The following is a 19,443-nucleotide window of genomic DNA, read 5'->3' as shown; positions in this document are numbered from 1 at the left end:
CGGCATTCATCGAAGCCGGGCATCCGCATTTCCGTCGAGTCCCCTGCCGGCGGAACGGCGGATCCTTCCGTAAAGCCGGAGTACACCTTCTCGTCACGCGAGCGAACGGGGAAATGCGGCGACCGCCGCCACCGGTCCGCAGGGGGAAGCATTTCCCGTCCCACGGGTGCCTGGGAAGGCAGCACCCTTGCCCCATGTCCAGGACTTTGAGACCTACTGTCCGCCACAGCCGCCGAGGAAGACTCGACGGCGAACGAACGACCACGCGAAGGAGCGAGCATGCCGTCGTACCTCACCCCCGGTGTATACGTGGAGGAGGTGCAGTCCGGAGCGCGGCCCATCGAGGGAGTCGGCACCGCGGTCGCAGCCTTCGTCGGTTTCGCGGAAACCGGCCCCTTCCACCAGCCGACGCTGGTGACGAACTGGGACCAGTACGTCCAGACCTTCGGTACCTTCACCGCCGACACATACCTGACGCCCGCGGTCTACGGCTACTTCGCCAACGGCGGCGGCGCGGCCTACATCGTGCGCATCGGTGGCCCCGCACAGGACTCGGGGCAGGGATCCGCCGCCGAAGCGGCCCCGCCCACCGCCATCGGGGGTTTCCTGGTCTCCGCACGGCCCGGTACGAGTGGAGACCTCTCCGTGGAGGTCGCCGACGCCGAGGGCGAGAACCCCCCGGAGGACCGGTTCCGGCTGCTGGTGCGGCAGGCCGGCAAGGTGGTGGAGACCTACGACGTCTCCACCCGCAAGAACGTCAAGGGCTATCTGGTCGCCCAGACCCGCCAGTCCAAGCTCATCCAGGTCACCGAGCAGCCTGGCGCGACCCCGACCCGCCCCGAGAACCAGACCCTCTCCCTCGCGCCCACCGCCACCGCCGCCACCCCCGGAGCCGGTGTCGCACGGCTCGACCCGGCCGAGTACGTCGGCGACGCCGCCGCCCGTACGGGGTTCGCGGGTCTCGAAGCGATCGACGAGATCACCATGGTCGCCGTCCCGGACCTGATGAGCGCCTACCAGCGCGGGGACATCGACGCCGAGGGCGTCAAGGCCGTCCAGCTGGCGGTGATTTCGCACTGTGAGCAGATGGGCGACCGGGTCGCCGTCCTGGACACCCCGCCGGGCATGAACGCCCAGCGCGTCCGTACCTGGCGCAACGACGACGCCGGTTACGACTCGCGCTACGCGACCGTGTACTACCCGTGGCTCAAGGTCTTCGACCCGGCGACCGGCCAGAACTCCCTGGTGCCGCCGAGCGGCCACGTCGCCGGTGTCTGGGCGCGCAGCGACGGTGAGCGCGGTGTGCACAAGGCCCCCGCCAACGAGGTCATCCGCGGTGCGCTGGACCTGGAGATCCGCCTCAGCAAGGGCGAGCAGGACCTGCTCAACCCGATCGGTGTCAATTGCGTGCGCGCCTTCCCCGGGCGCGGCATCCGGATCTGGGGCGCGCGTACCCTCTCGTCCGACCCGGCCTGGCGCTACCTCAACGTACGCCGCCTCTTCAACTACCTGGAGGAGTCGATCCTCCTGGGCACCCAGTGGGTGGTGTTCGAGCCGAACGACGACCGCCTGTGGTCGAGCATCCGGCGCAACGTCACCGCCTTCCTCACCGAGGAGTGGCGCCGGGGCGCCCTCTTCGGCCGCACGGCCGAAGAGGCGTTCTACGTCAAGTGCGACCGCGACAACAATCCGCAGGAGTCGATCGACCTCGGCCAGGTCGTGTGCGAGATCGGCGTGGCCCCGGTGAAGCCCGCGGAGTTCGTGGTCTTCCGTCTCGCGCAGTTCTCCGACAGCACCAGCCTCGTCAACGAGTGACCCAGCAGGGTCCCCAAACGGAACAGGTGACACAGAGTCATGGCAGAGGGCGACGCTCTTTCCACCCACGTCTTCGGCGTGCAGCTCGGCGGCTATCTCGTCGAGTCGATCCAAGAGATCAGCGGCCTGACCGTCGAGGAGGAAGTCGTCGAGGTCCGTCAAGTGACGGCCGAGGGCAAGCAGATCATCCGCAAGCAGCCCGGCGCGCGTCAGGCGGGCGAGGTGACGATCACCCGCGGACTCGACAAGAGCAGTGAGTTCACCAAATGGATCAAGGAGACGCTCAACAACGGGGCCGTCGACACCGCGCGCCAGAACCTGACCATCGAGATCAAGGACTCGAAGGGTGAGACAGTCCGGCGCATCCAGCTGATGCAGGGCTGGGCCAGTAAGTGGGAGGGGCCCTCGCTGAAGGCCGGCGAATCCAGTGCCGCCACCGAGACGGTGACCATCACCTTCGAGGAGATCGTGGTCGAATGAGGCGCAGGACCGTTACGTCGGGCGGGCTCGACGAAGTCCTCGACAGCCTCGCAGCCACCCCGCCCGCTGCACAGGAGGCTGCCCCCGCGCCGCCTTCGGCCCGGGACCGTGACCAGCTGGAGCTGCGTACGGAGTTCGAGTTCGAGCTCCCGCGCGGTTACGTCGACGACGGGGGCCAGGTCCACCGGCGCGGCTCGATGCGGCTCGCGACGGCACGGGACGAGCTGCGCCCACAGATCGACCTGCGGGTGAAGGAGAACCCGGCGTACCTGAGCGTGGTGCTGCTGAGCCAGGTGATCACCCAGCTCGGCACCATCACCGATGTGCACGCCGGGGTCGTCGAGCGGATGTACGCCACGGATGTGGCGTTCCTCCAGGACTTCTACCGCCGGATCAACAGCGAGGGCCACACGCATGCCGCGGTGACCTGTCCGCTGTGCCACGGATCGTTCGAGGTGGACCTCTCGGGTGGGCGCCTGGGGGAATCGTGACGTACGCACTTCCCCGATTGCGGGAGGAGATCGCGTACGTCGCCTACCACTTCCATTGGCAGCGCGAGGACATTCTCGACCTCACCCACGGCGAGCGTCAGCAGTGGGTGCGGGAGATAGCGCGGATCAACACCCGCGTCAACGAAGGCGGGTGATCCTGTGGGGTTCGGAGACTGGTTCCACCGAAGGGACCGGCAGCAGCCCGGAACGCCGTCCCGGGACAGGGCCGGAGCCGACACCGGGCACGCTCCGGAACCGGAGGCCGATCGGAGCGACGGCGGAGCCGATCGGCGGGACGGTGGCCGGGACGGCGACTGGGACGGTGGCTGGCGGCAGGTCGCGCCCCCGGCGGTGACCGTCGCCCGCTCCTCGATCGGGGTGAGTGACGGACTGCGGTTCAGGGACGATCTCGCCTCGTGGCAGAACCTCGCGTTCGGGAGCGAACTCGGCCATGCCGTACTGCCGTCCGCGCCGGTGGGTCTCATCCATGGCGTCGCCCGTCCGGGCGGCGCGCGTTCCGAGTCTCCCGGCGGACCGCTGCTGCTGCGTGCCGCCCGGACCGGAACGGAGGCGGAGGCGGAGGCGGAACCTGCGGCGGGCCCGACAACTGCCATGGCGGGCAACGCGACCGGCAGGGGCCGGGCCGGCGGAAAGCCGGGCCCCGCAACCGTCCAACGGTCGAGCGGTACGACGTCCGCCCGCTCCTCGTCCGCCCGTTCCTCCGGGGGCACGGCGCCGGCCACGGCTCCGGGTCCCGCTTCGGGCCCGGCCGCCGCGTCGGCACCGCAGCATCCGGCGGACACCGCACCGGCACCGGTCTCGCTCCAGCGGGCCCGGCCCGCGGCCGTACGTCCGCGGCGGACTGCCCCGCCCCTGGTCATCGCCCGGCGTCCGGCGATGGCGCTGCGGCACATCGACGGGATCCTGCCGGCCACGGCCTCCGCACCGGCCGCTCCCATCACTGCCACCACCACGGTGCAACGGGGCGCGTCGCAGCAGACCGTGACCGTGCGGCCGGACGGCTCCGGCGAGGCCGCACCCGCCGCCCCGCCGGGCGCCGCACCACCACCGGACCGCACCACCGACCGTCCCACCACCCCAACGGTGCGACCCGCACTTGGCGAGCCCTTGCGGGAACTGCCCACCGGAGCCGTAACTTCCGGCCCGGCAACGCGGAGCGAGGTCGTCCCGTCCGCGCCGGAAGGGCAACAGGCAGCGGGCATGCCCGTGATTCAACGCCAAGTTTCCGACGCGGCAACCCCTGTGGCGACGACCACGCCTTCGCAGGAGGCGACGCAGCCAGCGGGGCGTCAGCCGTCGGTGCGCCAGCCATCGGTGCGCCAGCCATCGGTGCGCCAGCCTTCGGCCCCGGAGGCCCGGTCCCCGGAAGCCCGCTCCCCGCAGGCTCGGTCCTCGCAGCCGCCACAGCCCGATGGATTCGGATCGCAGGCTCGTGCCCGCGGCGGGATCGGCACACCCCTGCCCTCGCTTCCCTCGACAGCCCGGCTCCAGAACGACGCGCCGCTGCTCGGTGACCGCCGTCGGGCACAGGCGGGAACCACGGGCCCGCAGCAGGTCAAGACGTCGGCGGGCGAGCCTGTGGCACCCCCGCCCTCCGCACCGGCCGAGCCGATGCCGAAGCCCGTGAACGCGCCCGCCGAGATGCCGGTGCGCTCGTCCCACACTCCTGCTCGGACCGGTGGCTCCGCACCTGAACCTGCGGCCGTCCAGCGCGTAGTGGACGCCACGCGCGCGAGCACGCCCATCACCACCCCTTCCGCTCCCGCTACGCCGGTACGTGTCCGGAGGATCACCCCGGAGCGGGAGCAGGGGCAGGCATCCGGGCCTGCCGCCCGCGCCGGGGAGCCGGCGCCCGCCGCCCAACGGTCGCGGGCCCTGCTCGCGGGCAGGGCCCTGAAGGTGAGCACCGGCTCCAGCGAGGGCTTTTCGGCGCCGGCGGCAGGGAACGCATCCCGGCCGGTCGTGGCAGTCACCTGGCGTCGTGATGTCCAGCAGCCGGGGCCCGATGAGCCGTCGTCGGGGCCCGGGAGCACGCGGACCGGGGAGCACCGGACGCCAACGGGTGCCGCACCCGGGCCAGTACTTCGTCACCCGCGCACCCGCCCCGCCGAAGCCGCTTCGCCGCACCGGCCCCGGGCGACCGGCCCCGGGCCGGCGCCCGAGGGGCCGGCGCCCGGTGGCACCGTCCAACGCCTCGTATCCGGGAGCCCGTCCCCCGGCACCACGCGTAGCGGGATGCCCTCGGGCCGGACGCCCGCCGGTGACCCCGCTCGCGTTCCGGGAGCCGGAGCTGGGACCGGCGCCGACCGGACGGGTCGCGGACCGGGGGTCGGCGGCTCCCTCCTTCGACTCGTGCAGCGTTCGGTACGCGGCGGCGCGACAACGCCCCCGTCCCGCCCCAAGGCCCGCCCGCCGGAGCAGCGGCCCGCGGAGCCACACACCGCCCGCCGCCCCGGCCCGATGCCCCTGGCACCACGACCCGCACACTCGACCCCGTCGGCGGCCCCCTCCACGGCACCCCCCGTGCCGTCTGTGCCGTCCGCCGCTCAGCCGGTTCCGGTCGTGCGCCCGCATCCGCCCGCACCGGACCGGCCGGGAGCAGCCGCCGTGCCCGTACAGCGGATGGCGCTGCCGGTGGTGCCCGAGTCCGGCGCTCCCATGGCCACCGGGCCGGAGGCCGGAGTCGGTTCTCCCCTTCCCGGACCTCCGAGCCTTTCGGTACGGGTTCCGCAACGCGCGCCCGCTCCGGCCGCCGGAGCCGGCGTCTCCGGGTCCGCGGCCGAGGTGCTTCAACGCGCGGCGGCGAACGCCGGAATCACCGGTGTTCCGGTGCGGGCGGCCCCGGTGAAGCGCGCCACGCCGTCGGGAGGGACCGGGCCGGCCGGATCGGCCGGATCGGCCGACTCGGCCACCGCGGACGCTCCGGCCGCGAACCGGGTCACCGGTTCGGACATCGAGGAATTGGCCCGTCGTCTGCTCGATCCGGTGAGCCGGCTGATCCGCGCGGACATGCGCAGAGGGCGGGAGCGTACCGGACGGCTGTACGACGGCCGCCGCTGATACGGCCCGAACGACTGGGTACGGCACGGCACTTGGAAACAGCAGAGAAGAAGAGAAGCACATGACGGACAACATCTTCGCGACGAGCGTGTTCTTCAAGCTCGTCATCGGGGGCAGTGACCTGGGGGCCTTCCACACCTGCTCGGGTCTGGGCGCCGAGGTGGAGATGGAGCAGTACGCCGAGGGCGGCAACAACGGTTTCACCTGGCAGCTGCCGGGGCGGATCACCTGGACCAACATCACGCTGACCCGCCCCGTCACGACCGACACGCTCAAGATCGCGCGGTGGCTGAACGAGACGATCCAGCGGGTCGAGCCCAAGGACGGCGAGATCGTCGCGCTCCGTCCGGACCTCAGCCGCATCATCAGCTGGCAGGTGCACGGCATCGTGCCGGTCCGCTGGCAGGGGCCGTCCTTCGACCCCGCCAGCTCCCAGGCGGCGATCGAGACGCTGGAGATCGCACACGAGGGCCTGGAGCCGTCTTGATGAACCGTCACATCCCTTAATAGGTGCAGGTATCGGAGTAGATCGGGAAGGAGGAGCGCAATGTCACCCGCTGTCCGCACGAGCCGTGCTCGCGCCCAGCTGACCATCATGGAACCGCCGGCGACCGTCGGCGCCAAACCGGGCGGGAGCCTCGCCCGGCTCACGTTGCAGTTCAACCCCGCGAAGCTGTCGCTGAGCAAGAGCACCGAGTGGCGGCGTACGCCGTCCCGGATGGCCGGGCAGTCCGCGCTGCCCGAATTCGTGGGCAGCGGGCCCCGGGCGTTGTCCCTGGAGGTCTTCCTGGACGCCACCGCCACCCATGACAACTCGGTGGAGAAGGCGGTGGAGCAGCTGATGACGGCGTGTGTGCCCACCCCGAGCAGCCTGGCCCGCAAGACACCCGCCAGCCCCTGGGTCCGCTTCGACTGGGGCACGTCGAAGACGACCTCGTTCGACGGCGTACTCTCCAACCTCTCCGTCTCGTACACCCTGTTCGACGTCGACGGGAAACCGCTGCGCGCCACCTGCTCCCTGTCGATCGAGGAGGCGAGCGTCGATCCGGCCGGCCAGAACCCCACGTCCGGCTCGCGGGAGGCACGTCGTACCCACCGGGTCGTCGCCGGTGACAGCCTGCCGCTGCTGGCCTGGAGGGAGTACGGCGACGCCACCGCGTGGCGCACGATCGCGGAGGCCAACGACGTGGACGACCCGATGCAGTTGATCCCCGGCAGGGAGCTGGTCGTGCCCGGACTGGAAGATCACGCCCCGGAGGGCAGCCGATGACCGCCCCCGGCCGCTCCTTCGCCGCAGATCCGATCGTCGAGGCCCCTGGTGAGCTGCCACCGGCCTGGGCGGCCCAGCTGGTGAGCTGCGTGGTGGACGAGAACGTCGGTCTGCCGGACACCGCCGTACTGACGTACCGGGACCCCGATCACAAGCTGCTCACCGCCACCGGGCTCACCATCGGCACCCCGCTGAAGATATCCGTGGTCACCGTGCAGGAGCGGGTGCGCGAGCGGCTGTTCACCGGTGAGGTCACGGCGGTCGAGCTGGACAGCGACACCACCGGTTCTTTCACGGTGGTCCGCGCCTTCTCCAAGGCGCACCGGCTCCAGCGCGGCCGGAAGGTGGTGGCCTACCGCAACATGAAAACCGCGGACATCGTCCGCAAGGTCGCCGCGGGCGCCGGGCTGGCCTGCGGACGGATCGAGGCCGCGCCCATCACGTACAAGCAGCTGACCCAGCCCAATGTCTCGGACTGGGAGTTCCTCCAGTACCTCGCGGGCGAGAGCGGCGCGCACGTGCGGGTGGACGACAAGGGCCTGCTGCAGTTCGTGAAGCCGAAGCCCGCCGCGTCGGCCCCCTCGCCCGCCACTTCCGCCACCCGCCACCCGATGGTCCTGGAGTACGGGCGCAATCTGCTGGCTCTGCGGGCCGTGCTGACCGGTGCGGACGGGGCGGACAGCGTGGAGGTGCGCGGCTGGAACGTCGACACCAAGACACGGCTGGTGGCCCGCGAGCAGTCCATCCGCAGCGACACGGTGTCCCCCGGGATGAGTCCGTCGCTGGTGGCCGGGGCGTTCGGCGCGAACGCCCGGATGACGGTCACCGACACCCCGTACCGGACCCAGGCCGAGGCCAGGGCCGTGGCCGGTTCGGTGGCCGCTTCGGTGAGCTCCGGATTCGGCGAGATCGAAGCGGTCGCCGAGGGCAATCCCCACTTGCGGGCGGGCGAGCCGGTGGCCCTCGGCAACGTCGGGCCCGCGTTCGCCGGGCGCTACACGGCGACCGCCGCGCACCACGTACTCGAACCGAACGGCGGCTACCGCACGACCGTGCTGGTGAGCGCGGCGCCCGACCGCTCGCTGGCGGGACTGACCAGTGGTTCGAACGCACCCTCGCGCGGCCCGCGCATGCCTGGTCTGGCCATTGGCGTGGTCACCGACATCCGCGAGGGCAAGGCCGAACGCGGCTGGGTCCGGCTGAAGTTCCCCTGGCTCGACGACACCTATGTGACCGACTGGGTCCGTACGGTGCAATGGGGCGGCCAGGGCGGCGGCGGGGTGTTCAGCCCCGAGGTCAACGACGAGGTGCTGGTCGGGTTCGAGCAGGGCCTGCTGGACAGCCCCTATGTGCTGGGCGGCCTCTACAACGGGGTCGACAAGCCCTCGCCCCACGACGTTCCGCTGGTCGACCCGACCAGTGGCAAGGTCAACCGCCGCTCGCTGGTCTCCCGATCCGGGAACCGGCTCGAACTGCTGGACGCCCCGCGCGGACCGTCCGGTGTCCGGCTGGCCACCGGCAACAAACGGCTCGAAGTCACGCTGGACGAGCGGCGGGGCGAGATCGCTCTGACGGTGTACGCCCCCGGCGGCACCCGGGCTCTGAGCTCCGTGACGCTCTCCGCGTCGGGTATCACCCTCGACGCGGCTGCGGGCGACGTGAACATCAAGGGCAGCTCGGTGACCGTCAACGGCAAGACGGGGGTCACCATCGACGGCGGGTTGCTCGCCGTGCTCAAGGCCAAGCTCATCAAGATCAACTGACGACCCTGCCATCCATCCGACGCTCTCAGAAGTCCCTTTCCCAGCAAGGAGAACCCCGGCCATGCCCCCCGCAGCCCGCACGGGCGACAGCACCGCCCACGGCGGCCTCATCGGCACCCCGCCCCCGGGTGCGGTGGCCGTCGCCACCGTGCTGATCGGCGGCCGGCCCGCGGCCGTCGCCGGGAGCCTGCACGTGTGCGTCGTCCCCCCGCACGCCGCGCTCGGGCCGGGGAATGTGATCATGCCCAACCCGGCCGCCGTGGTCACCGGTCAGGTCCTGATCGGCGGGCTGCCCGCCGCCCGGATGCGGGACACCACCACCTGCGGCGCGCCCATCATCAGCGGTGCGCCGAACGTACTGATCGGGGGCCCGATGTGAGCGGCGGCGGGTTCATCGGACGCGGCTGGGGCTTCCCGCTGCGGGTCGGCGCCACGGGCGGCATCGGCATGGTCGAGCGGGACCGGGAGATCGAGGAAGCGATCGGGCTGGTGCTCGGCACGGCGCCGGGCGAGCGGCCGATGCGCCCGGAGTTCGGCTGCGGCATTCACGACTACGTCTTCGCACCCGGTGACGGCGCCACCGCCGGGCGCATCGCGCACGAGGTCCGCACGTCGCTGGAGCGGTGGGAACCGCGCATCGAGGTGACCGACGTGGTGATCGCGTTCGACGCCATCGAGGAGGGCACCCTGTACATCGACGTGCACTACACCGTGCGGGCCACGAATGACCTGCGCAACCTCGTCTTCCCCTTCTACACCATCCCGTCCTCCGAGGGATCCGAAGAATCGGGAGTGCGCTGATGGCCCTGCCCTCACCCAACCTGGACGACCGGCGCTTCCAGCAACTCGTCGACGAGGCCAAGCGGTACGTCCAGCAGCGCTCTCCGGAGTGGACCGACCACAACGTGTCGGACCCCGGGGTCACGCTCATCGAGACATTCGCGTACATGGTCGACCAACTGCTGTACCGGCTGAACCGGGTACCGGACAAGAACTACTCCGCCTTCCTCGACCTGCTGGGCGTCACCTTGTTCCCGCCGTCGGTGGCGCGGGCGGAGGTCGACTTCTGGCTGTCCGCGCCGCAGCCGGAGACCGTGCTGCTCCCGGCGGGTACGGAGGTCGCCACCTCACGCGGCGAGGCCGAGGAAGCAGTGGTGTTCTCGACCTCCGACGACCTGCCGATCGTGCCGAGTTCACTGGTCCGGCTGGTCACAGCGCCGGTATCGGGCGATCAGACCGACCGCACCGCACCGCTCGGCGCGGGCAAGGACATCCCGTGCTTCCAGCCCCGGCCGGAGCCCGGTGACGCCCTGCTGTTCGGGCTGCCCACCGCCGTCCCCCGGTGCATCGTCGCCGTACGCCTGGACAGCCGCGTGGAGGGCGTGGGCGTCGACCCGCGGCAGCCGCCACTGGTGTGGGAGGCGTGGGACGGTGCCCGTTGGGTCACGTGCCAGACCGGCACCGACAGCACCGGCGGGCTCAACAGGCCCGGCGAGGTGATCGTGTTCGTCCCCGCCGGACACACGGCGTCGGTGACGGCGGGGACCCGGGCGGGGTGGCTGCGCTGCCGGGTCACCGCGCCGGAACCGGGCCAGCCGTTCTACTCCGAGTCACCGACGATCCGGGAGGCCGAGGTGTTCACCGTCGGCGGCACGACGGGCGTCGAACACGCGGAGACCGTCCTCGACGTCCCGCTCGGCATCTCCGAAGGCGTCGCCGGGCAGAGATTCTCCGTGAGCAGGGCGCCGCTGCTGTTGGACGGGGAGCCGCCGGTCGTCCAGGTGTCCTCCGCGGAGGGCTGGCAGGTCTGGACCGCCGTGGAGCACTTCGGCGCCTCCTCCCCGGACGACCGGCATGTGCGGATCGACGCCGTCTCCGGCGAGTTCACGTTCCCGCCGGAGGTACGCGAGCCGGACGGGACGATGCGCGCCTACGGCGCGGTGCCCGAGAAGGGCGCACAGCTGCGGGTCCCCCGCTACCTGACGGGCGGCGGGGCGGCCGGGAACGTCGCCCGGGGCGCCATCTGCGTGCTGCGCAGCTCGGTGCCGTACGTGGCGGGCGTGGAGAATCGCGAGGCGGCCCGGGGCGGGGTCGACGGCGAGACCGTGGAGAACGCGAAGGTCCGGGCGCCCAACATCCTTCGGGTGCAGGAGCGGGCGGTCACGGCCGAGGACTACGAGGTCATCGCCCGCGAGGCCGCGCCTTCCCTGCGCAGGGTCCGATGCCTGCCCGCCGTTGCGGGCGAGGGCGGCGCGGTGCGGGTCCTGGTGGTGCCCGACGCGGTCGCCGACGAGGACGGCCAGCTGCGGTTCGAGCAGCTGGTCCCGTCGGACTCCGTGCTCTCGACGGTCGCGGCGCGGCTCGACGAACGGCGGCTGGTCGGCACCCGACTGGTGGTGGAACCGCCCGCGTACCAGGGCGTCACCGTGGTCGCGAGGCTGGTGGCGGCCGGTGGTGACGTGGACCGGGTCCGCGCGGAGGCGCTCACGGCACTGTTCCGCCACATCGACCCGCTGCGGGGCGGAGCGGAGGGGACCGGATGGCCCTTCGGCAGGCCGGTGCAGTACGGCGAGGTCTTCGCCGTGCTCCAGGGCGTGCGGGGGGTGGGCCTGGTGGAGGAAGTACGGCTGTTCCCCGCGGACCCGATCACCGGCCGGCGCGGAGCTGCGGTGGATCGGATCGACGTCGCCCGGGGCGCCCTGGTCTTCTCGCATCAGCACCAGGTCGTGGTCACCGCGAGCGGGGCCGGTGACGGCTCATGACGAGGGCTGCGGTACCGGGGCTCGCCAGCCGCTATCCGATCGGCGGGCTGCTGCCCGCTCTGTACGCGGACGACGACCTGGCCCAGCGGTTCACGGCGGGCCTCGACACCGTCCTGGCGCCTGTCCTGTCCACCCTGGACAACCTCCCGGCCTACTTCGACCCGTCGCTGGCCCCGGCCGACTTCCTGCCCTGGCTGTCGACCTGGGTGGGCGCCGACATCGATCCGGCGTGGCCCGAGGGGCTGCGGCGGGCCGTCGTCGCCCGCGCCGTCGAGCTGCACCGGTGGCGCGGCACCCGTCGCGGCCTGGTCGAACACCTGCGGCTCTGCTTCGGCGTGCATGCCGATATCCAGGACGGCGGCGGCGTCGCATGGTCGGCCGAGCCGGGCGCGGAACTGCCCCCGGCTCCGACCGGAGAACTGCTGGTGCGGGTCTGGGCGGTGCGCGGGGGGCCGGTGGACGCGAGCCGCGTCCTGGACGTCGTCGCCGCCTCGTGCCCCGTACACCTCACATGCCGGGTGGAGATCCTGCCGGGCCCGCCAGACGAGACAGGAGGCTGACGCGATGCGCTCGTGTCCGGCGTGCGGTACGGCCAACGGCGAGGACGACGACTTCTGCGGGAACTGCGGTTCCTATCTGGGCTGGTCCTCCCGGGCGTCGCGGAATCCTCCCGCCGCTGCGGAACCTGAAGGCCCGGCAGAACCGGCAGGCCCGGCAGGCCCGGCAGCCGCGCCCACGACCGGTGCTCCAGCCGTTCCCGCGACCGGTACCGCGCCAGAGACCGCGGGTCCCCCGACCGAGGCCCCGCCCTCCCTGCGCCCCGAGCCGCCGGTGGAACCGACGCGGTCGCGCACACCGGAACCTGCCGGGCCGCCCCCCGCGGAGCCCGCGCCGACCCCGGAGCCGTCCCCGCGACCGGCGCAGCCCGCCCCCGTACGGCCAGAACCACCGGCCCCGGACACGCCCGTGGTCGCGGTGCAGCCGGCCAAGCCGATCGCCCGGAGGCCCGTCGTGAGGCCCGTGGCGGCGGACGAGGAGCCGGACGGGCCACCGTGCCCGGCGTGCGGCACCCCGAACCTGCCGGGACGCCGGTTCTGCCGGCGCTGCGCCGCACCGCTGTACACCCGGGAGCAGCCGGCGCCGCTGCCGTGGTGGCGCACGGTGTGGCCGTTCCGCCGCCGGGTGCGGGGCGGATCGGGCCGGGCATTGCGGCGGACCGTGATGGTGCTGGCGGTCGTCGGGCTGTTGTTCGCGGGCTTCCTGTTCCTGCCGGCCGGGCGCTATCTCTTCGAGGACGTTCGGGACAAGCTCGGCGGAACGGCGGAGATCAGCCCGACCGAGGTCACCGCGAGCGCCCAGGCTCCCGGCCATCCGGCGACCGCGGCCGTCGACGGACTGACGAACAAGTACTGGGGGGCGCCTACGCTCGGCTCCTCACTGACGTGCGTCTTCGACAAGCCGTTCCGGCTGGTCGGTGTCGTGGTGCACACCGGTGTCTCGAAGGAGCCCCAGGAGTTCCGGCAGGGGGCCAGGCCCACCCGGGCCGATCTGATCGTCACCACGGCGGACGGCGAGGTCCACGAGAAGGCGGTGACCTTCACCGACAAGCCGGGCCCGCAGACGGTACAAACCGGCATCAGCGATGTCGTCTCCGTCCGGCTCGTACTGAGGGCCGCGTCCGGCCAGGGCGAGGGGCGGCCCATCGCGGTCGGGGAGGTCGAGTTCTTCAAGCGCACCTGAGGCCGGGCGCCGCCGAGCGGCGCCCTCTGCGGACGGCGGCCGCCTGCCTCCTACCGCTCTCTTGTCAGCATCGGCAGCAGCAGCGCCGCGGACCAGCTGAAGTTGGGCGCGTTGAGCGGCGCCCCTGTGGTCGGGTCGTAGTTCTCCATGATCGGTCCGTTGCCCGCGAGGCCCGACGCGTGGGTGAGGAGCTGGTCCGTCAGGGCGTCCGCGTCCTTGGCGTAGCCGTAGCGGCGCAGGCCGCCGAGGGCGAAGTACGCCTGGTCGAGCCAGACGGGGCCGCGCCAGTACGCGGTCGGCGAGAAGTAGGGGGAGCTCTTCGCCACGGTCGGGAACGGGACGGTGGTGGCGAACTCCCCCGGGTCCGTCAGCTTGTCGCGCACGGCACGGGCCTGTGCCTCGGACGCTGTGCCGGTCCACAGCGGGACGGCGCCCTCGATGCCGCGTCCACGGGCCGTGAGCGGTGCGCCGGTGCCGAGCGCGGTGTCGTGGAACCAGCCGCCCACGGGGTCGTACATCCTCGTGCGGACGGCGGCGGACGTGGAGGCGGACCGCTGCTTCCACCGCTTGGCGTCGGCGCCGCGGCCCAGCGTGCCCGCGATGCGCGCCAAGTAGCCCTGGTCAGCGGCGAGATAGGAGTTCAGGTCGACGGACTCCTGGTCGAGGGAGTAGCCGAGGAGTGTTCCGTCAGCCGCTCGGTTGGCGACGATGGCGGTGCCGAGGGCGGCGTCGAAGCGGGGCGCGTTGTCCATGCCGCTCTCCCAGGCCGCGGCGAGGCGCCGCTCCTCGGGCGAGTTGTTGGCGGGGTCGACGGTGGCGCCGTACTCGGCGAGGCCGTCGTGGTCGTGGTCGCGGTTGCGGTACCACCAGGCTTGGTAGGCGGAGAGTTTCGGGTACATCTCACGCAGGAAGGCCTTGTCCCCGCTCTTCACGTACACCTCCCAGACTGCCCAGGCGGCCAGCGGGGGCTTGGAGTTGCGCTCGTTCCAGTTGCCGCCGCCGCGCGAGGGGTCGTTGTAGAAGATGACGTCGGGGATCATCCCGGCGTCCTGCGGGCGGGTAGTGGAGTCCGGGCATATCTGCCAGTCGAACATGGCGCGGATCTGCGACTCGGCCAGGTCGGGCGCGAAGCGTGCCGTGCCCACAGCCTGCTTCCAGGTGTCCCAGGCCCAGATGCCACCGGTGAACCACTTGTAGGAGATCGACGGCGTGATGCCGTCGTGTTTGATCTGCCCTGCCGAACTCCGCCAGTTGGTGACGAGGGTCTCCAGCGACTTCACGGCCGTGCGCCGCCGATCCGCCGGCACGCCCTGGGTCACCCCGGCGACATAGCCCTGCCAGCGCGCGTCCGAGGCGGAGACGACGGCATCGGGGTGTGCGAGTACGTCACGGACCTTCGTCTTCTCCTTCGCGCGCTCGGCGGCGGTGAAGGTGTAGGACTCGGTCCAGTCGAAGCTGTGCGAGCGCCCCGGCGCGAGGGTCACCGGTTCCACGGCCTCGGTGCGGTACGTGTCGCCGTCCACCGTCGTGCGGACGGCGTCCTTGTGCTTGACCTCGAAGTGTTCCGTGCCGTCGGTCAGGTAGTCCCAGGTCTCACGGACCTTCGCGAAGCCGACGTCGACACCGGAGCCGGTGGCGGTCAGCGAGGGCGCGTCGCGCATCGGTCGGTCGGCGGGCCGCAACAGGCTGCCCGTCCAGTCGGCACCCAGCGTGCGGGGCGCCGGGCCGGTGTTGCGGACCTCGGCCCGCACCAGGGCGCTGCGGTCGGTGGCGAAGCGGAGTTCGAGGGTGAGGCGCAGGCCGCGGCCGAGGTCGTACGACTGGAGGAGCCGGCCTGGGAGCGAGGTGAAGCGTGGCGCGCCTCCCCCGGCCAGGTCCAGGGTGCGGCCGTGTTCGGTGAGGCGGACGCGGCTGAAGGACTTGCTGAGCCACCAGGGGTATTCCTGTGCGACGTAGAGGGGCCCGGAGAAGCCGCCGTAGGCGCCCTTGTCGCCGGCCTTCGGCAGGGCGTAGGCGTGCCAGGCTCCCCGGTCGGCGAAGACGGTGACGGGGTTGTTGTCCTCGTCGTCGCCCGGCTCGGCGGCAGTGGGGGTGCCGTGCAGGTCGAGGACGTCGGCGTACGAGGAGGGCGGCTTCGGGTGCGGATGGGCAAAGGCCGTCTGCGGTACGGCGAGGGCACCGCCGGCGAGAAGGAGTGCGGTCAGGGCGCACAGGGGCCGGTGTCTGGTCACTGGTCGGTCTCTCCAAGGGGATCGGTGGTGATGCGCAGGACTGCGGCTCCGAGCGGGCCGAGTCCGACGTGGTCGCGGATGGTTGCTCCGGTGAGCAGATCGGTGCCACCGGCCGCGTAGGGGCCGGTCAGTTGCGTCCGAGTGTCGTGGTCACTGTGGTTGAGGACGAAGAGGTACGTGCCCTGCATGCCGGAACGCACGGTCGCCTCGACTCCCTCGGGGACGTCGAGCACGGGGCGTACGCCGGCTGCCCGCAGCACGTCGTCGAGCACGGCTGCGATGCCGTCGCCGAGGTGGGCGCTCACGTACCACGCGGTGCCGGCGCCGTGGGGATGGCGGGTGACGGCGGGGCGGCCGGTCAGTTCTCCGGACGCGTACGAGTCGACGACCTCGGTGTCCGGGGCGTCGGGTTCGATCCACTCGCTCCACCGGGTGGCCTCGGCACCGGAGTCGAGGCGCACCGCCTCACCGTCGGGGATCGGCCAGAACTCGTCGACGGACACGCCGAGTACGTCCCGCAGCGGTCCCGGTGCGCCGCCGTCGTGAATGTGGTCGTGGCCGTCGACGACGCCGCTGAAGGGGCCGCACACGAGGTGGCCGCCGCCGCGTACGTACGCGGCGACGCGTGCAGCGTTCTCGGGCCGCAGAAGGTGGAGGTTGGGCGCGAGCACCGCCCGATAGCCGTCGAGGTCCGCGTGCGGGGGCACAAAGTCGGCGGTGACGGCGCGGGCGTGAAGCGCCGCGTACCAGGGGCGCAGGAGGTCGGGCCAGCGCATGCGGGCGGAGGGGTGGTCGTCGGCTTCGAGGGCCCACCAGGAGTCCCAGTCCAGGACGATCGCCACGTCGGCCCAGGTGGTGGCGCCGGTGACTTCGCCGAGCCGGGCGAGTTCGGCGCCGAAGCGCACGGTCTCGCGCCAGCCGCGGGAGGCGGTGCCGCGGTGCGGGAGCAGCGCGCTGTGGTACTTCTCGGCGCCGGCGCGGGAGGCGCGCCACTGGAAGTACATGATGCCGTCGGCGCCGCGGGCCAGGGCCTGGAGGGACCAGAGCCGTTGCAGGCCGGGCTTCTTGGGGACGTTGACCGGCCGCCAGCTGACGGCGGACGGCGCCTGTTCGAGGAGCAGCCAGGGCCGGCCGCCCTTGAGGGAGCGCATCAGGTCGTAGTTGAGGGAGGCGTTGACGTGGGCGCGCGGGTCGGCGGGGTCGGGGTAGGCGTCGTCGGAGACGAGGTCCTCGTGCTCGGCCCACTTCCAGTAGTCGAGTGCCTTGAACATCGACATGAAGTTGGTGGTGGCCGGGATGTCCGGGCTGAGTTCCCTGAGTGCCTCGCGCTCGGCGCGGTGGCATTCGAGGAGGGCGTCGGAGCAGAAGCGCCGCCAGTCCAGGAGTTGCGTCGGGTTGACGGGTCCCGGAGCGGTGCGTGGCGGTTCGATCTCGTCGTACGTGCCGTAGCGCTGCGACCAGAAGGCCGTGCCCCAGGCGTGGTTGAGGCCGTCGATCGTGCCGTATCGGTCGGTGAGCCAGGCGCGGAAGTGGTCGGCGGAGCACACGCAGAAGCACTCGGTGACGTGGTCGCCGTATTCGTTGTGGATGTGCCACAGAGCGAGGGCCGGATGGTGTGCGTAGCGTTCGGCGAGGGCTCGGGTGAGGCGGAGGGCAGCGGCACGGTACTCGTGCGAGGACGGACAGTAGTGCTGGCGCGAGCCGAATTCGAGTCGTACGCCATCGGCTGTGACCGGCAGGATCCCGGGGTGGGCACGGACCAGCCACGCGGGTGGTGACGCGGTCGCGGTGGCCAGGTCGACGGCGATGCCGTGGACGTGCAGCAGGTCGAGGAGCCGGTCGAACCAGGCGAAGTCCCATGTGTCCGGGCCGGGTTGCAGGCGTGCCCAGGAGAAGACGCCGACGGTCACCATCGTGACGCCGGCCTCGCGCATCAGCTCGGCGTCCTCGGCCCAGACGTCCTCGGGCCACTGTTCGGGGTTGTAGTCACCGCCGTAGAGGACGCCCGGGACTCGGGTCAGGCGGCTCATCCCTTCACCGCCCCGCCGAGGAGTCCGGCCACGAACTGCCGCTGGAAGAGAAGGAAGAGGGCCATCAGCGGAAGGGTGGCGAGGAGCGAGCCGAGCATCAGTCCTGAGTAGTCGACATGGGAGAGCCCCGTGAGGGTGTTGAGCGCGACGGGCACGGTGTATTTGTCCTCGGAGTTGAGCATGAGCAGCGGCCAGATGAAGCTGTTCCACTGCGCCATGAACGTGAAGATGACCAGGGCGCCGAGCTGCGGGCGCACGCACGGCAGCACGACTTGGTAGAAGGTGCGCAGCTCGCCGGAGCCGTCGATACGGGCCGATTCGAGGAGCTCGTCGGGGAAGTCGACGAAGCCCTGCCGCATCAGGAGGATGCCGAAGGAGTTCGCCAGGAACGGCAGGACGACCGCTTGGTAGGAGTCGATCCAGCCGACGCTCGCCATCATCTGGAACAGCGGCACGAGCAGCACCTGGAACGGGATCATCATCGTGGCGAGCACGGCGCCGAGCAGCAGACCCCGGCCGCGGAAGCGGTACTTGGCGAGCCCGTAGCCGCACATGGCGGAGATCAGCGAGCTGAGCACGGTGTGCACGACGGCGATGCCGACGCTGTTGAGGAGGACCCTCCCGAAGCCGATGGTGTCCTGGAGCCGCGCGAGGTTGTCGAGCAGACGGCCACCGGGAAGGAACGGCGGCGGCGAGCGGAACAGGTCCGAGGTGGAGTGCGTCGCGGCGATCGCCATCCAGAGGAACGGCACCAGGCTGACGACGGCGCCGGCCGTGAGGAACAGGCGCACGGCGTAGCGGCCGGCGCGCCGGGCCGGGTGGACACGTACGGGGGCCTGCTGGAGGGCGGTCACCGGCGGCGCTCCCTTCCGAAGGCGACGTACTGGAGGGCGGAGATCGCGGCGATGAGGGCCACGACGACCCAGGCGATGGCGGCGGCGTAGCCGAAGTCGAGCTGCTGGAAGCCGACTTTGTAGAGGTAGACGACCGGGGTGAGGGTCGCGTCGTCCGGGCCGCCGCGGGTGAGGACGTAGTTCTCGTCGAAGAGCTGGAGTGTCCCGATGGTGGAGGTGATCACGCAGAACAGGACGACCGGGCGCAGCTGCGGCAGGATCACTCGGGTGTACGTGGAGAGGGTGGTGGCGCCGTCGATGGCGGCGGCCTCGTACTGCTCCTTGCCGATGGACTGGAGTCCGGCGAGCAGGATGACGGCGTTGTAGCCGGTCCAGCGCCAGGTCAGGGACGCGATCAGCGAGACGCGGGCCCAGGTCGGGCTGTTGAGCCAGTCGACCTGGCCGATGCCGATGGCGCCGAGTATCTGGTTGACGAGGCCGCCGTCGGTCTTGAGGAGGACCTGGAAGACGACGGCGTACGCGACGAGTGTGGTGACGGCGGGCAGGAAGTAGACCGCTCGCCAGGTGCCTCGGAAGCGCAGCCAGGACTGGTTGAGCAGGACGGCGAGGACGAGTGCCAGGCCGATCATCACGGGGACCTGCACGGCGAGGATGATCCCGGTGTTGAACAGCGACTCCAGGAACGCGGGGTCGTGGATCATACGCCGGTACTGGTCGAGTCCGACCCAGTGGGTGGCGCCGGCGTCCTCGGTGGTGAAGCTCTGCAGGAGGCTCGCGCCCAGCGGATAGGCGAAGAAGAGCGCGAAAAGGGCGGCTGCGGGTCCGGCGAAGATCCAGGCGGTGGGGCGTCGGCGCCTGCGGCGTGCCCCGGCCGGGGCCCGGGCGGGGGCGACCGGCCGGTCGTAGGTGGTGTGGGCGGCCATCGG

At 71.6% G+C, this 19,443-nt stretch carries 17 protein-coding genes; 13 read left to right on the top strand and 4 right to left on the bottom strand.

Going from position 1 to position 19,443, the window contains the following annotated elements:
• Positions 1 to 279 precede the first annotated feature (279 nt).
• From OG609_RS35685 to OG609_RS35625, 13 genes are all read left to right on the top strand, one after another.
• Entirely contained in the window at positions 280 to 1,815 is a 1,536-nt protein-coding gene (locus OG609_RS35685; protein ID WP_327276606.1) for a phage tail sheath family protein, read from the top strand.
• Positions 1,816 to 1,854: 39 nt separating this feature from the next.
• The gene (locus OG609_RS35680; protein WP_124720830.1) at positions 1,855 to 2,295 is read left to right on the top strand and encodes a phage tail protein; all 441 of its coding nucleotides are present in this window, start codon (positions 1,855 to 1,857) and stop codon (positions 2,293 to 2,295) included.
• Positions 2,292 to 2,786 carry a hypothetical protein gene (locus OG609_RS35675; RefSeq protein ID WP_327276605.1) on the top strand — a complete coding sequence of 165 codons (495 nt, stop codon included), beginning with the start codon at positions 2,292 to 2,294 and terminating at the stop codon, positions 2,784 to 2,786. Before OG609_RS35680 ends, OG609_RS35675 begins: the two co-directional genes overlap by 4 nt.
• Complete coding sequence (locus OG609_RS35670; protein WP_003966147.1) at positions 2,783 to 2,941, top strand: DUF6760 family protein; 159 nt, start codon at positions 2,783 to 2,785, stop codon at positions 2,939 to 2,941. Before OG609_RS35675 ends, OG609_RS35670 begins: the two co-directional genes overlap by 4 nt.
• A gap of 4 nt (positions 2,942 to 2,945) precedes the next feature.
• Positions 2,946 to 5,867, top strand: a complete 2,922-nt coding sequence (locus OG609_RS35665) for a hypothetical protein (RefSeq protein WP_327276604.1) — start codon at positions 2,946 to 2,948, stop codon at positions 5,865 to 5,867.
• A 61-nt stretch (positions 5,868 to 5,928) separates the two neighbouring features.
• Entirely contained in the window at positions 5,929 to 6,354 is a 426-nt protein-coding gene (locus OG609_RS35660) for a phage tail protein (RefSeq protein ID WP_327276603.1), read from the top strand.
• A 60-nt stretch (positions 6,355 to 6,414) separates the two neighbouring features.
• Positions 6,415 to 7,137 carry a CIS tube protein gene (locus OG609_RS35655; RefSeq protein ID WP_327276602.1) on the top strand — a complete coding sequence of 241 codons (723 nt, stop codon included), beginning with the start codon at positions 6,415 to 6,417 and terminating at the stop codon, positions 7,135 to 7,137.
• Positions 7,134 to 8,900, top strand: coding sequence for a VgrG-related protein (locus OG609_RS35650; protein WP_327276601.1), 1,767 nt, complete (start codon positions 7,134 to 7,136; stop codon positions 8,898 to 8,900). Before OG609_RS35655 ends, OG609_RS35650 begins: the two co-directional genes overlap by 4 nt.
• 61 nt (positions 8,901 to 8,961) lie before the next feature.
• Complete coding sequence (locus OG609_RS35645) at positions 8,962 to 9,279, top strand: PAAR domain-containing protein (RefSeq protein WP_327276600.1); 318 nt, start codon at positions 8,962 to 8,964, stop codon at positions 9,277 to 9,279.
• The gene (locus OG609_RS35640) at positions 9,276 to 9,701 is read left to right on the top strand and encodes a GPW/gp25 family protein (protein WP_114242526.1); all 426 of its coding nucleotides are present in this window, start codon (positions 9,276 to 9,278) and stop codon (positions 9,699 to 9,701) included. The genes OG609_RS35645 and OG609_RS35640 overlap by 4 nt, the downstream gene beginning before the upstream one ends.
• Positions 9,701 to 11,662: a putative baseplate assembly protein gene (locus tag OG609_RS35635; protein ID WP_327276599.1), complete on the top strand. Its 1,962-nt coding sequence runs from the start codon at positions 9,701 to 9,703 to the stop codon at positions 11,660 to 11,662. Before OG609_RS35640 ends, OG609_RS35635 begins: the two co-directional genes overlap by 1 nt.
• Positions 11,659 to 12,222, top strand: coding sequence for a phage tail protein I (locus tag OG609_RS35630; RefSeq protein WP_327276598.1), 564 nt, complete (start codon positions 11,659 to 11,661; stop codon positions 12,220 to 12,222). The genes OG609_RS35635 and OG609_RS35630 overlap by 4 nt, the downstream gene beginning before the upstream one ends.
• Positions 12,223 to 12,673: 451 nt before the next feature.
• Positions 12,674 to 13,402 carry a zinc ribbon domain-containing protein gene (locus OG609_RS35625; protein WP_327276597.1) on the top strand — a complete coding sequence of 243 codons (729 nt, stop codon included), beginning with the start codon at positions 12,674 to 12,676 and terminating at the stop codon, positions 13,400 to 13,402.
• Between the two features lie 50 nt (positions 13,403 to 13,452).
• Here the strand turns inward: OG609_RS35625 and OG609_RS35620 are convergent, their stop codons facing one another.
• The 4 genes from OG609_RS35620 to OG609_RS35605 are packed head-to-tail and all read right to left on the bottom strand — an operon-like array spanning position 13,453 to position 19,440.
• On the bottom strand, positions 13,453 to 15,633 hold the full coding sequence (locus OG609_RS35620; protein ID WP_327276596.1) for an MGH1-like glycoside hydrolase domain-containing protein: 2,181 nt from the start codon (positions 15,631 to 15,633) through the stop codon (positions 13,453 to 13,455).
• On the bottom strand, positions 15,630 to 17,663 hold the full coding sequence (locus OG609_RS35615) for a beta-galactosidase (protein ID WP_327276595.1): 2,034 nt from the start codon (positions 17,661 to 17,663) through the stop codon (positions 15,630 to 15,632). Before OG609_RS35615 ends, OG609_RS35620 begins: the two co-directional genes overlap by 4 nt.
• Positions 17,660 to 18,517 (bottom strand): carbohydrate ABC transporter permease, encoded by an 858-nt coding sequence (locus tag OG609_RS35610; protein ID WP_327276594.1) that lies wholly within the window; start codon positions 18,515 to 18,517, stop codon positions 17,660 to 17,662. Before OG609_RS35610 ends, OG609_RS35615 begins: the two co-directional genes overlap by 4 nt.
• On the bottom strand, positions 18,514 to 19,440 hold the full coding sequence (locus OG609_RS35605) for a carbohydrate ABC transporter permease (RefSeq protein WP_327276593.1): 927 nt from the start codon (positions 19,438 to 19,440) through the stop codon (positions 18,514 to 18,516). Before OG609_RS35605 ends, OG609_RS35610 begins: the two co-directional genes overlap by 4 nt.
• Positions 19,441 to 19,443 lie beyond the last annotated feature (3 nt).

It is taken from the genome of Streptomyces sp. NBC_01224 (assembly GCF_036002945.1).
Lineage (GTDB): Bacteria > Actinomycetota > Actinomycetes > Streptomycetales > Streptomycetaceae > Streptomyces.
This window is presented reverse-complemented; position numbering and strand designations above follow the sequence as displayed.

Excerpts from the sequence above, each read along its gene's own strand:
- OG609_RS35660 (WP_327276603.1), top strand. The coding sequence starts at position 5,929 with ATGACGGACAACATCTTCGCGACGAGCGTGTTCTTCAAGCTCGTCATC.
- OG609_RS35605 (WP_327276593.1), bottom strand. The coding sequence starts at position 19,440 with ATGGCCGCCCACACCACCTACGACCGGCCGGTCGCCCCCGCCCGGGCC.
- OG609_RS35630 (WP_327276598.1), top strand. The coding sequence starts at position 11,659 with ATGACGAGGGCTGCGGTACCGGGGCTCGCCAGCCGCTATCCGATCGGC.
- OG609_RS35650 (WP_327276601.1), top strand. The coding sequence starts at position 7,134 with ATGACCGCCCCCGGCCGCTCCTTCGCCGCAGATCCGATCGTCGAGGCC.
- OG609_RS35645 (WP_327276600.1), top strand. The coding sequence starts at position 8,962 with ATGCCCCCCGCAGCCCGCACGGGCGACAGCACCGCCCACGGCGGCCTC.
- OG609_RS35655 (WP_327276602.1), top strand. The coding sequence starts at position 6,415 with ATGTCACCCGCTGTCCGCACGAGCCGTGCTCGCGCCCAGCTGACCATC.
- OG609_RS35685 (WP_327276606.1), top strand. The coding sequence starts at position 280 with ATGCCGTCGTACCTCACCCCCGGTGTATACGTGGAGGAGGTGCAGTCC.
- OG609_RS35615 (WP_327276595.1), bottom strand. The coding sequence starts at position 17,663 with ATGAGCCGCCTGACCCGAGTCCCGGGCGTCCTCTACGGCGGTGACTAC.
- OG609_RS35675 (WP_327276605.1), top strand. The coding sequence starts at position 2,292 with ATGAGGCGCAGGACCGTTACGTCGGGCGGGCTCGACGAAGTCCTCGAC.
- OG609_RS35635 (WP_327276599.1), top strand. The coding sequence starts at position 9,701 with ATGGCCCTGCCCTCACCCAACCTGGACGACCGGCGCTTCCAGCAACTC.
- OG609_RS35680 (WP_124720830.1), top strand. The coding sequence starts at position 1,855 with ATGGCAGAGGGCGACGCTCTTTCCACCCACGTCTTCGGCGTGCAGCTC.